We start from the raw sequence: 11,268 nt of genomic DNA on the forward strand, positions 1-11,268 counted from the left end.
CTATCGCATAACAAAGTGCTCCAGCGGAGATGCTTCGACAGATCACGCGACGGTCGGCGAAACCGTCGCAGACGGACGATCTATCGTGGTTACCATCACTATGAGACGCAGTTACAATCGGAGTAAACGCGACCGGAGTAGAGTCACCGAGCGCCGAGCACCGCCCGGCGAGCACCCGAACGGGAAGCGATGACGGCGTCGAACGAATCCCGATCGAACGCGGTGGGGCAGGACTCCCGTATCGACCCCGGCGTGCGGATCGGCGGTGACGGCGACGACGCAGTCACGGTGGTCGGCGACGGCGCGCGGATCCGCTCGGGGACGGTGATATACCCGAACGTCAGGATCGGCGAGAACTTCACGACGGGCCACGACGCCCTCGTCCGGGAGGACACGTGGATCGGCGACGATGTCCTCGTCGGGACGAAGACGGTCGTCGACGGCGCGACGACGATCGGCGATCGAACGAGCCTCCAGACCGGCGTCTACGTCCCCAGCGAAACGTCGATCGGGGCCGAGGTGTTCGTCGGCCCGCGGGCGGTGCTGACGAACGACCCCTATCCGGCGCGGACCGACGTCGAACTCGTCGGCCCGACGCTGGAAGACGGCGTCAGCATCGGCGCGAACGCGACGCTCCTCCCGGGGATAACCGTCGGCGAGCGGGCGTTCGTCGCGGCCGGTGCGGTCGTGACCGACGACGTGCCGCCGGAGACGCTCGCGGTCGGGTCGCCGGCGAGACATCGACCGCTCCCCGACGAGCTCGCCGGGAGGAACGACCTGTGATGACCGGACTCTACGGGTCCGACCTCGGTCCGGCGGCCCAGCGGATCGCGCTCTTGAACGGCGACGTGCCGATCGCGGTCTACGGCCTCGGAAAGATGGGCCTCCCCGTCGCGTCGGTGCTCGCGGACGTGACGGGATCGGTCGTCGGTGCCGACATCGACGAGGACGTCGTCGACGCGGTCCGGCGCGGGGAGTGCCCGGTCTCGGGGGAGCCGGGGCTCCCGGAACTGCTCTCGGACGTCGTCGACGCCGGGAGGCTGGACGCCGTGTCCGACCCCGCCGAAGCGGCCGACGACGCCGCGATACACGTCGTCGTCGTCCCGACGCTGGTGGACGACGACGGCGAGGTCGACCTCTCGGCGCTCGGGGCTGTCCTCGAAGACGTCGCCGCGGGGCTCGATCCCGGCGACACCGTCTGCATCGAATCGACGGTGCCACCGCGGACGTGCGCGGACGTCGTCGTCCCGACGCTGGCCGGGCGCAGCGGCCTCAGCGAAACCTCCTTCGGCGTCGCGTTTTGCCCGGAGCGAACGCTCAGCGGTCGCGCGCTCGAAGACATCAGAGAGGCGTACCCGAAGGTCGTCGGCGGCGTCGACGAGGAGAGCACCCGGGTCGCCGCGCTCCTCTACGACGAGGTGACCGACAACGACGTCATCACCCTCGACGACGCCACGACGGCGGAGGCGATGAAGGTGTTCAGCGGCGTCTACCGCGACGTCAACATCGCTCTGGCCAACGAGTTCGCGCGGTACGCGGACGCGATGGAGATCGACGTCAGAGACGCCATCTCGGCGGCGAACAGCCAGCCGCACTCGAAGATCCTCTCGCCGGGACCCGGCGTCGGCGGGCACTGCATCCCGGTGTACCCGCACTTCCTGCTCTCGACGTTCGACGTCGAGAGCCCTCTGACGCGAGTCGGACGCGCGGTCAACGAGTCGATGCCCGCGTTCACCGTGGACCTCGTGCGCGACGCGCTGGCCGACGCCGGGACCGAGACCGCCGAGGCGACGGTCCTGCTCTTGGGAACGACCTACCGGCCCGGCGTGGCCGAGACGCGGAACAGCCCCGCGGTTCCGATCGCAGAGGGCCTCGCCAAGCGCGGTGCGGACGTCTACAGCAGCGACCCGCTCGTCGACGGCCCCGACCGCATCGCTGCGGAACCGGTTCCCCTGCAGCGCGGCCTCGACCTGAACCCGGACGCGATCGTCGTCGTGACCCCCCACGAGGAGTTCGCGTCGATCGACTGGGCGGACGTCGAGCCGACGATCGTGGTCGACTGTCACGACGCCCTCGATCTGGAGGGGACCCGTCACGCCGGGTACGCCATCGGCTCCCCGAGAGCGAGATCGGATCCGAGGGCGGACGCGAACGCCGTTCGCGGCGAACCACGCGGCGGCACCGAGACGGTGAACGACGGCGTCGGCGAACTGTCCGGAAGCAGGACCGTCTTCGACGGCGGCGAGGAGGAGACGGACGACGCGAACCGAGAGCCGCGGGACCGGAGCGAACGATGAGCCGCATTCAGTTCGACGTCACCCATCCGGCACACGTGCACCTGTTCAAGCACGCGATCGAAGAACTCGCCCGCGACGGGCACGCGGTCGCCGTCACCTCCCGGGAGAAGGAGATCACGACCGACCTGCTGGACGCCTACGGCATCGCACACACGGTGCTCTCCAAGAAGGGGACCCGGAAGGCGGCGCTGGTGCCCGAGTGGCTCCTGCGGGACGTCAGGACGGTCCGGTTCGCCGCCCGGTTCGATCCCGACGTGATCGTCAGCCGGCTCAGTCCCACTGCCGTCCACGCGGCGAAGATGGTCGGCGCGGGCGCGGTCGCCTTCCACGACCACGAGGGGACCAACCGGCTGGCGAGCGCGCTCGCGCCGTTCACCGATCGGCTCTGTACGCCGGCGACGTTCGAGGCCGACTTCGGGGAATCTCACGACCGCCACGCCGGGGTCCAGGAACTGGCCTACCTCCACCCGGACCGGTTCGATCCCGACCGCGACCGGTTACGCGAGTTCGGCGTCGATCCCGACGATCCCTACGTTGTCTTGCGATTCGTCGAGATGGGAGCGCACCACGACGTTGGGCTCGACGGCTTCTCCGCGGCTGCGAAACGACGCCTCGTGCGGGCGCTTTCAGCGGACACGGCGGTGTACGTCTCGACGGAGCGAGGCGTCGACGCCGACGTCGACGCGGCGCAGATCCCCGTGCCGCCCGCGATGATGCACGACCTACTGAGCGAGGCGTCGCTCCTCGTCACCGACTCCAACACGATGGCGACCGAGGCGGGGATCCTCGGGACGCCCACGGTCAGGTCGGGCGCGTACGCCGGGACGGACCAGTTCAGCAACTTCGAGGTCCTCACCGAGGCGGGGCTCGTCGAATCGGTGGCCGCGGAAGACCGCGCCGTCGAGCGCGCGCTGGAACTGTTCGCGGACCCGGACGCCGAGCGTCGCTGGCGCGAGCGGCGGGACGAATACGTCGCCGACAAGCCCGACCTCACGGACTACATCGTCGAACGGGTGCTGAGCGTTGCGGGCGATACCCCGGGGAAACCGGAGGCGGAAGACTCGCCACGGCGGCCGGTGGCGGCCGGGACGGCTCGGTTCGACACGCAGATCGACGAGCGGGGGCGGAAGCTCGCGGACGGGGAGGGCGATGACTGATACCGCGTCGGAATCCGCTGCGGACGGCGGTCGGCCCGGAGACGCCGCGTCGCGTCGTCGGCGGCAGATCCCCGAGGGGAAGCCCTTCGCGCTCTGTCTCACCCACGACGTCGACCGGCCGTACAAGACGTATCAGTCGATCTACTACGCCGTCAGCGAGGGCGACCTCGCACAGTTGAAATCGCTGTTTCCTGGGCGGAATCCGTACTGGTCGTTCGACCGGATCAAGGCGATCGAGTCGGACCTCGGCGTCCGCTCCTCGTTCAACTTCCTCGACGAGCAGTCGCTCTTCACCGACCGTCCCCGGCGAGAGCTGCTCAGTCCGGAGTCGTGGATGCGGTACGCCGGGCGCTACGATCTCACCGATCCGGCGATCGTAGAGCTGATCCACGACCTCGACGCCGGCGGGTGGGAGATCGGACTGCACGGCTCCTACGACTCCTACCGCGACCGGGAGCGACTCCGCGACGAGAAGCGGCGGCTCGAATCGGTGCTGGGCCGGGAGGTCACCGGGATCAGACAGCACCATCTCAACCTCTCGGTCCCCGACACTTGGGAGCACCACGCGGCGATCGGCCTCGAGTACGACACCTCACTCGGCTCGTCGACCGAGTACGGATTTCAGTACGGCTACGGACTCAAGCGCCCGTTCGGCGACTCGTTCGTCGTCTTTCCGCTCACCGTGATGGAGATGGCCCTGCCGGTCGAGCGCGACCCGACCGCCGCGTGGGAGGCGCTGGAGTCGCTCCTGTTCGAAGCCAGAGCCAACGGCGCGGTGATGAGCGTGCTCTGGCATCCGCGGTTCTTCTGCGAGGACACGCCGGCGTACGGTCCGCTGTACCGGCGGTTGATCGAGCGCGCGTTGGAACTCGGGGCGTGGGTCGGACCGCCGGGGGCGCTGTACGAGCGGCTCGATCACCCCACGGCGGCCGCGGATCAGGCGTCGCCTTCGGACTGATACGGTTCGCCGACGGCCTCGCGCGGGAGCGCGTTGTGCAGTTCGGTCTCGAGATCCTCGGGCGACTCGAACGTCTCGCTCCCCGTCGATTCCACTAGGTCGCCGAAGTTCTCGGAGCCGTCTGCCAACAACAGCGTCACGTCGGCGAGTTCGTCGGCCGCGGTCGCGCGGTCGATCGGGTACTCCAGCGCTTCGAGCGTCTCTCGGACGTGACTGAATTTCACTTCTCGGTCCATAGCCACACTACGCCGACAGGACACTTGAAGCTGTAGCCGGGCGGTCGCATCGGCCGGCCCGTCCGGGTAGCGCGGGACGAACCGGGTCGACCGTCCGACACCACCGGCGGGAGGCGGCCGTCGAGACCGAGAGCGTGCCGGCAGCGTGACAGTATGCGCGGGTTAACAAAGCCGTCGAGGCGGTAGAGTACTCCCAATGGAACTCGAACGGATCTCGCTGTCTGAGTGGGCCGCGGCGCTGCCAAAACGCGGGTTCGAGGTGTTTCACTTCCCGGAAGCGCTGTCCGTGCTCGACGACCACACGTCCGGAGAGATGGAACTCCTCGGCGGTTTCAAGGGTGACAGACCCACGGCGTTACTCCCGGTGTTCGTCCGGGACCTGCCGGTGGGCCGCGTCGTGACGTCGCCGCCGCCGGGGATGGGCGTCCCCCGCCTCGGGCCGGTCGTGATGCCGGCGAGCCCGAAGCGGCGGAAACGGGAGAAAGTGAACCAGACGTTCGCCGACTTGGTGATCGACGAGTTGGATCTCACCGCGCCGACGACGCTGTTCTCGATGGTGTGTCACTCGCGGTTCGGTGACCCCAGACCGTACAGTTGGGCCGACTTCGACGTCGGGACGCGGTTCACGTACCGCCTCGATCTCGACGGCGGAGACCCCGAAACGGTCCTCGCGGACGCCAGCAAGAGCCTCCGACGAGAGGTCAACGACGCCCGCGAGTTGGATCTCAGCGTCGAGCGCGGCGGGGTCGACGACGCGAAGCGGGTCTTCGAGGAGACCCGCGATCGATACGCCGAGCAGGGCGAGTCGTTTCCGCTGCGCTGGCCGTACGTGCGAGACCTCGTCACGGCGCTCGGGGAGCACGCGAGAGTGTACACCGTCAGAGACGGCGACGGCGACTTCCTCACCGGCGTCACCGTCCTGTACTCCGCCGACGACGCGTACTTCTGGCAGGGCGGCAGTCGCACGGTTCACGAGGGGGTCGCGGTGAACAGCTTCCTCCACTGGCGGGTGATCGCCGACGTCGTCGGGGACCCGCCCGCTGACTCGGTCCGGTTCTACGATCTTCACGGGGCCAACACCGAGCGGCTCTGCCGCTACAAGAGCAAGTTCGGCGGCGAACTGGTCCCGTACCACGCCGTCGACACGAGCGGGTATCGGATGAACCTCGCCAAGCGCGTCTACGAGCGGTTCGTGCGGTGATTCGATGCGGGTACTCAGCCTCGTCACGAACGGTCACTCGCGCTTTTACCGCCAGCAGTGCGACGGGCTCCGCGAGCGGGGCCACGAGGTCGACACGCTGGCCGTGCCCGGGCGATCGAAGGAGTCAGGGCGGTCGATGTGGACCTACGCGAAGTACTACCCGCGCGTTCTCGCCGCCTCCGCCGGCGACTACGATCTCGTGCACGCGAACTACGGCCTCAGCGCACCGCCGGCAGTCGTCCAGCCCTCACTACCGACAGTGCTGTCGCTGTGGGGCAGCGACCTGATGGGTACCTACGGGTGGCTGTCGCGGTACTGCGCTCGGTTCGCCGAGGAAGTGATCGTCATGTCGCCGGAGATGGCCGCCCTGCTCGACCGCCCGACGCACGTGATCCCACACGGGATCGACCTCGACCTGTTCCGACCGCTTCCGCAGTCGTTCGCGCGGCGGGAAGTGGGCTGGCGGGAGGACCGCTATCAGGTGCTCTTCCCGTATCGGCCCTTCCGGCCGGTGAAGAACTTCGACCGGGCGGAGCGCGTCGTCGAGTCGGCCCGCGAGCGCGTCGACCGACCGATCGAACTGCAGGTCGCCGACGGCGTCGAACACAGCCGGATGCCGGTGTTGATGAACGCGGCGGACGCGATCCTGCTCACGTCGAACCGGGAGGGATCGCCGAACACGGTGAAGGAGGCGATGGCCTGTAACGTCCCGGTCATCGCCACCGACGTGGGGGACCTGTCCGAGCGGTTGGAGCCGATCGCCCACTCGACGGTCAGCGACGACGACGACGCCCTCGCCGCGGCGCTCGCTGCGACGCTCCGGACGGGCGAGCGCTCCGACGGGCGCGAGGCGATCGCCGAGATCGGCCTCTCTCGACAGCTCGATCGCCTCGAAGCCGTCTTCGAGCGAGCGGTCGGCTCGTCGTGACGGCGAGACCGGATGCAGGCCGGTCGCTTCAACTCCCGAGAAACGGTGAGACGACCGCTTTCGCTCCCTCGACGAGGTGCGGGAGCGGGTCGGTCGCCGAGAGGTTCGTGTCGGTCCGCGGTGACACGAGGTCCCCGAAGATCGCGGGCGTCGAGTCGGGTCGGGCGATCGCGTGTTGGATATCCCCCGAGAGCGGCCAGTGAAACCGCCGAGAGGAGAAGGAGAAATCCGGTCGGGTCCCGTCCCGGAGATACCGCACCATCGCCTCGGGGAAGTCCAGCCCCGAGGCGATCCCGAGGTCGAGCGAGCCCCAGAACTTCGGGTTGATCTCGATCAGGTGCGGCGTCCCGGTCGCATCGCGTTTGAACTCCACCATCACCGGCCCGTTCCACCCCAGCGCGTCGAGGATTCGCGTCCCGTACTCGGTCAACGTCTCGTCGAGAATGGACTCCGCACAGGCGCTTATGCCTCCCGTCGGCGGGAACTCCCGGATTCGACGGTGCGAGTAGCTACCTGCCGGTTCGCCGTCGAGGTACAGCGCGAAAAAGCCGCAGCCCTCCCCGGAGAGGTACTCCTGTGCGAGCGGTGAGTCGGTGTACTGCTCGGCGTAGTCGTCGACCGCCGCGCGCAGTTCCGCCTCCGAGGTGGCGTACTCGACGAACCGGGGGGCGGACTCGGTCCCGGCCTTGACGACGAGCGGAAACCCGAGGGAGTCCGCAGCCGAGACGTCGCCGTCGGGGTCGAGTCGCACTGTCTCCGGGACGGGGACGTCCAGAGCCCTCGCGAGGAGGTAACACCGCCACTTGTCCTGGGCGATCCGCATCGACTCCCGCCCCGGCAGGACCTCCTCGATCGGGGCGGACAGCGCGTCGCGGTGTTCCGAGAAGACGTTCGTCGTCCAGCCGCCGACGGGGAGCACGTAGTCGTAGCCGTACCGTTCGACGACCTCGTTCACGCCGTCGACGTAGGCCCGCGGCGAGGTCCTTCGAACCTGATGCTCTCCGTCGGCGAAGCGAGATATCCCGGCCATCGAGTGGGGAAACGACGAAACGACGCCCGTCCGCGACGCGACGGGGGCGACCGAGCGAAGCACCGAGAGCGACTTCTTCATCATCCCGTCGGTTATCAGGACCTCCATAGCCGCGTACACAACGCGGACACACAAAACCACACGTGACAGATAGTTGGATTTGGTGGCGTAAGACGTGCGTACCCCAAAGGAACTGGCCAGCACCCCTCAGACGCGTCGGGGCGTCTCACAGGAGACAGTTCGGTCTCGCGGTCGGGGAGAGAGACGACACAGCAGACGATTCAGGGGCGATCAGAGTCTCCGGACCGACCCCGCCCGAGCCGGTTCCAGCGGCGTCTCCCGCATAACGACCGCCTTACTAAGCCGCGGGCGGTTCCGCTACCCGTATGGCTGATCGCTCCGTCCCGGAGACGGGCCTCGAAGACGCGACGGTACTCGTCACGGGTGGTGCGGGCTTCATCGGGAGTCACCTGACGGCGGCTCTGGCGGCGGAAAACGAGGTCCGCGTGCTCGACGACTGCTCTACCGGCACCGCGTCGAAACTCCCGGACGGCGCGACCCTGCTGCGTGCCGACGTCCGGGACGAGACCGCCCTCGACCGGGCTATGGCCGGCGTCGACGTGGTGTTTCACCTCGCCGCGGTGGTCAGCGTCGAGCAGTCCGTCGAGGATCCGGTGGAGTCGCACGCGGTGAACGTCGACGGAACCCTGGCGGTGCTCGAACGCGCCCGACGGGAGGACGCACGCGTGGTCTTGGCGTCCAGCGCGGCCGTGTACGGCGAACCCACCGACCTCCCGGTGGACGAGACCGCGGACACGGACCCGCTATCGCCGTACGGGGCCGACAAACTCGCCGCCGACTCGTACGCGAGAGTGTACGCCGACGTGTACGACCTCCCGGTCGCAGTTATGCGCTTCTTCAACGTGTACGGGCCGGGGCAACGCGGTCCCTACAGCGGCGTCGTCGACGCGTTCCTGCAGCGCGCGTTCGCCGACGAACCGCTCGTCGTCCACGGCGACGGCGAGCAGACGCGGGACTTCGTCCACGTCTCCGACGTCGTCCGCGCGCTGGTCGCCGCCGCCTCCACGGCCCACACGGGTCTGGCGTACAACGTCGGGTCGGGCGAGTCAGCGTCGATCAACGAACTCGCGGCGGCGATTCGGGAGGCGACCGGGACCACGGCGGAGATCACACACGGGTCCGCTCGTCCGGGAGACATCCGGCACAGCTTGGCGGATTGCGACAGGATGCGGGAGCGACTCGGCGTGGAACCGACGGTCTCGCTTCGGGAAGGAATCGAACACCTCGTCGCGTACCGACGAGGCCGGGGTGTCGACTCGGGGGACGAGCGCTCGTCGACCCGAGACACGATCGCTGAATGACCCCCCACGCCGCGTCGATCCGCCCGCGGTTCAGGTTCCAGTGGCTGGCCGATCCCGGACGGCGGCCGATCGACTGGCTCGACGACGACACGTGGATCCCGGACGGGCGGCGGCGGGTGTACCGGTGGGCGAAACAGGGGCTCACCGTCGCCTTCGAGACGCTCGATGCCGGTGAGACGGTGCTCCTCCCGGCGTACGTCCCCGGCGGTGTCACGTGGGCTGCGCTCCACGCGGGGCTGGACGTCCGTTACTACCCGGTCGCGGCCGATCTCACGCTCCCGGTCGGAGAGATCAGTCGGCTGATCCGAACGGTCGAACCCGCGGCGGTCCAGTTCATTCACTACTTCGGCTTCGTGGACGAGGGGTTCGATTCCCTCGTCTCCGTCGCCCGCGAGCACGGCGCCCTCGTGGTCGAAGACTGCGCCCGGGGGTTGTTCGGGCGCGACGAGAACGGCACTCCGCTCGGCTCACGCGGCGATCTCGCGGTGTTCTGCCCGCACAAGACGCTCCCGGTCCCCGACGGCGGTATCGCCGTCTCGCGGAACGGCCTGGAACTCCCGGAGCCGTCGCCGACGCGGGACTGGCGTCACGACGCGCGCTACCTCCTCGGGTCGCTGCGCGACCGAGTCCCGGTCGACGTCGTGCCCGACGCCGTTTTCGGTCGATCGCACACCGGCGAGGTCGACGACGTCGAACCCGAAGAGGCGCTCGCGGGTGCCAGTCCGCTCACCGCGTTCGGGCTCGCACGCTGTCGACCGGCGGTCGTCAGCGCGAAGCGACGGGCTCGCTATCGGTGTCTCCGGGGGCTTCTCGACGGCCGCGAGCGGTTCCGTGTCGTCACCGGAACGGTACACGAGGGCGCGTGTCCGTACGGAGTCGTCGGCGTCCTCGACTCCGAAGCGGAACGAGACGAGCTGTTCCGGGGGCTCCGCTCGGCCGGGTTGCCGTCCGAAGTGCTCACGTGGCCGCCAGTTCATCGCCGCGAGGAAGTACGCGGGTTCGAGGGGGCGGAGCGGCTGCGGAAGCGATCGATCGTGTTCCCGACGCACCAGCAGTTGTCGTGGGCCACGGTCGGTCGACTCGCCGCGCACGTCGCCGAGTGGGAGTGAACCATAGCTCTCGGTCGCCTCAAAGACGGCAGCGGCGTCTCGCGATTACGACCTCGCGGCCTCGCGGAGCGACGCGAGATCGGGGTGCTCGCGAAGCCGCCCCCGGAGGTCGCCGCCGTTTTCGAGGAACGTCGCCACGGCATCGCGCCAGGCAGCCCACTGGGCGTGCCTGCGGAGCACGACCACCGGGACGGCGTCGACTCCGAGAATCTTCGCGATCGCGAGTCGATTGCGGCCGTCCGCGAACAGCAGTTCACCGTCGCGGGCGACGTCGACCGCGATCTCGTCGTTGATGATGCGCTCTGCGACCGTCGCCCGACGGTACTCGACCGGGTCGTCGACCCCGGACTCCAGCAGTTGGCGCTGGCTGTAAAACCCGTGTTCGCGGAGCGATTCGTACAGGCGGTCCAGCCGTTCACACCGATCGCGGAACTCCGAACGGGACGTGCAACCCCAGCGTTCCGCGCCCTCGTTCATCTCCTCGAGGACTCTGGAGAAGAACGCCGTCTCCTCCCAGGGGACGCCCTCCTCGAAGTGCCGTTCGAAGGCGTAGAACACGTCGGTCTCTCGGAACCGAATCTCACAGCGGTCCCAATCACCGTCCACGACGGTCCCGAGGCGTCGGAACCGCGGTCGAGTCGAGTGTCGGGAGAGCCGGACGATACGCGCCGGATCGACCCACAGTACTCGATAGGGTTCGATCGGGGCTGCGTGTCGCCGGTTGTATCCCCAGCAGGTGAGACGGACGGTGGCGTCGGCGTACAGCGACCGGACCAGTCGAAGCTGTCGCTCGAACACCGGCAGCGCCTCGAAGAGTGACCGACCGAGTCCCCGCAGCGCGGAATCGAGCCACGCTCCCGCTCGTTCTGCGGGGGTCTCCGGTGGGTCGGCGGGCGATTCGGGCGGCCCGCGAGGCATACGGACGGGTTCGGATCGAGCGCCCTCTGAGGAGCGCTCGGATTCCACGGTC

General features: G+C 68.6%; 11 protein-coding genes. 8 read left to right on the top strand and 3 right to left on the bottom strand.

Annotation, left to right across the window (positions count from 1 at the left end; all coding sequences use genetic code 11):
* Positions 1–189: 189 nt before the first annotated feature.
* From ACP99_RS07200 to ACP99_RS07215, 4 genes are read left to right on the top strand one after another with little or no spacing between them, the layout of a single operon-like run.
* Positions 190–783, top strand: a complete 594-nt coding sequence (locus tag ACP99_RS07200) for an acyltransferase (protein WP_049985948.1) — start codon at positions 190–192, stop codon at positions 781–783.
* Entirely contained in the window at positions 783–2,297 is a 1,515-nt protein-coding gene (locus ACP99_RS07205; RefSeq protein WP_081927250.1) for a nucleotide sugar dehydrogenase, read from the top strand. The genes ACP99_RS07200 and ACP99_RS07205 overlap by 1 nt, the downstream gene beginning before the upstream one ends.
* Positions 2,294–3,454 carry a DUF354 domain-containing protein gene (locus ACP99_RS07210; protein ID WP_081927252.1) on the top strand — a complete coding sequence of 387 codons (1,161 nt, stop codon included), beginning with the start codon at positions 2,294–2,296 and terminating at the stop codon, positions 3,452–3,454. The genes ACP99_RS07205 and ACP99_RS07210 overlap by 4 nt, the downstream gene beginning before the upstream one ends.
* Positions 3,447–4,412 (top strand): polysaccharide deacetylase family protein, encoded by a 966-nt coding sequence (locus tag ACP99_RS07215; protein WP_231554235.1) that lies wholly within the window; start codon positions 3,447–3,449, stop codon positions 4,410–4,412. Before ACP99_RS07210 ends, ACP99_RS07215 begins: the two co-directional genes overlap by 8 nt.
* Here the strand turns inward: ACP99_RS07215 and ACP99_RS07220 are convergent.
* Complete coding sequence (locus ACP99_RS07220) at positions 4,391–4,648, bottom strand: DUF5789 family protein (RefSeq protein ID WP_049985949.1); 258 nt, start codon at positions 4,646–4,648, stop codon at positions 4,391–4,393. The genes ACP99_RS07215 and ACP99_RS07220 overlap by 22 nt on opposite strands.
* Positions 4,649–4,844: 196 nt before the next feature.
* Here ACP99_RS07220 and ACP99_RS07225 point away from each other — a divergent pair, with 196 nt between their 5' ends.
* Positions 4,845–5,849, top strand: a complete 1,005-nt coding sequence (locus tag ACP99_RS07225; protein WP_049985950.1) for a GNAT family N-acetyltransferase — start codon at positions 4,845–4,847, stop codon at positions 5,847–5,849.
* A 4-nt stretch (positions 5,850–5,853) separates the two neighbouring features.
* The gene (locus ACP99_RS07230; protein WP_049985951.1) at positions 5,854–6,777 is read left to right on the top strand and encodes a glycosyltransferase family 4 protein; all 924 of its coding nucleotides are present in this window, start codon (positions 5,854–5,856) and stop codon (positions 6,775–6,777) included.
* Positions 6,778–6,805: 28 nt separating this feature from the next.
* On the opposite strand, the gene ACP99_RS07235 is transcribed toward ACP99_RS07230, so the two are convergent.
* Positions 6,806–7,915, bottom strand: coding sequence for a carboxylate--amine ligase (locus tag ACP99_RS07235; RefSeq protein ID WP_049985952.1), 1,110 nt, complete (start codon positions 7,913–7,915; stop codon positions 6,806–6,808).
* 278 nt (positions 7,916–8,193) lie between these two features.
* Between ACP99_RS07235 and ACP99_RS07240 the strand changes: the two genes are divergently transcribed.
* Together ACP99_RS07240 and ACP99_RS07245 are read left to right on the top strand one after the other, a co-directional pair.
* Positions 8,194–9,189 carry an NAD-dependent epimerase/dehydratase family protein gene (locus tag ACP99_RS07240; RefSeq protein ID WP_049985953.1) on the top strand — a complete coding sequence of 332 codons (996 nt, stop codon included), beginning with the start codon at positions 8,194–8,196 and terminating at the stop codon, positions 9,187–9,189.
* The gene (locus tag ACP99_RS07245) at positions 9,186–10,298 is read left to right on the top strand and encodes a DegT/DnrJ/EryC1/StrS family aminotransferase (RefSeq protein ID WP_049985954.1); all 1,113 of its coding nucleotides are present in this window, start codon (positions 9,186–9,188) and stop codon (positions 10,296–10,298) included. The genes ACP99_RS07240 and ACP99_RS07245 overlap by 4 nt, the downstream gene beginning before the upstream one ends.
* Positions 10,299–10,343: 45 nt before the next feature.
* Here the strand turns inward: ACP99_RS07245 and ACP99_RS07250 are convergent, their stop codons facing one another.
* A complete protein-coding gene (locus tag ACP99_RS07250) occupies positions 10,344–11,216 on the bottom strand; it encodes a hypothetical protein (protein WP_049985955.1) in 873 nt (290 codons plus the stop codon).
* Positions 11,217–11,268: the final 52 nt, after the last annotated feature.

This window comes from Halobellus rufus, assembly GCF_000739575.1.
Classification (GTDB): Archaea; Halobacteriota; Halobacteria; order Halobacteriales; family Haloferacaceae; genus Haloquadratum; species Haloquadratum rufum.

Excerpts from the sequence above, each read along its gene's own strand:
- ACP99_RS07200 (WP_049985948.1), top strand. The coding sequence starts at position 190 with ATGACGGCGTCGAACGAATCCCGATCGAACGCGGTGGGGCAGGACTCC.
- ACP99_RS07205 (WP_081927250.1), top strand. The coding sequence starts at position 783 with ATGACCGGACTCTACGGGTCCGACCTCGGTCCGGCGGCCCAGCGGATC.
- ACP99_RS07210 (WP_081927252.1), top strand. The coding sequence starts at position 2,294 with ATGAGCCGCATTCAGTTCGACGTCACCCATCCGGCACACGTGCACCTG.
- ACP99_RS07215 (WP_231554235.1), top strand. The coding sequence starts at position 3,447 with ATGACTGATACCGCGTCGGAATCCGCTGCGGACGGCGGTCGGCCCGGA.
- ACP99_RS07220 (WP_049985949.1), bottom strand. The coding sequence starts at position 4,648 with ATGGACCGAGAAGTGAAATTCAGTCACGTCCGAGAGACGCTCGAAGCG.
- ACP99_RS07225 (WP_049985950.1), top strand. The coding sequence starts at position 4,845 with ATGGAACTCGAACGGATCTCGCTGTCTGAGTGGGCCGCGGCGCTGCCA.
- ACP99_RS07230 (WP_049985951.1), top strand. The coding sequence starts at position 5,854 with ATGCGGGTACTCAGCCTCGTCACGAACGGTCACTCGCGCTTTTACCGC.
- ACP99_RS07235 (WP_049985952.1), bottom strand. The coding sequence starts at position 7,915 with ATGGAGGTCCTGATAACCGACGGGATGATGAAGAAGTCGCTCTCGGTG.
- ACP99_RS07240 (WP_049985953.1), top strand. The coding sequence starts at position 8,194 with ATGGCTGATCGCTCCGTCCCGGAGACGGGCCTCGAAGACGCGACGGTA.
- ACP99_RS07245 (WP_049985954.1), top strand. The coding sequence starts at position 9,186 with ATGACCCCCCACGCCGCGTCGATCCGCCCGCGGTTCAGGTTCCAGTGG.
- ACP99_RS07250 (WP_049985955.1), bottom strand. The coding sequence starts at position 11,216 with ATGCCTCGCGGGCCGCCCGAATCGCCCGCCGACCCACCGGAGACCCCC.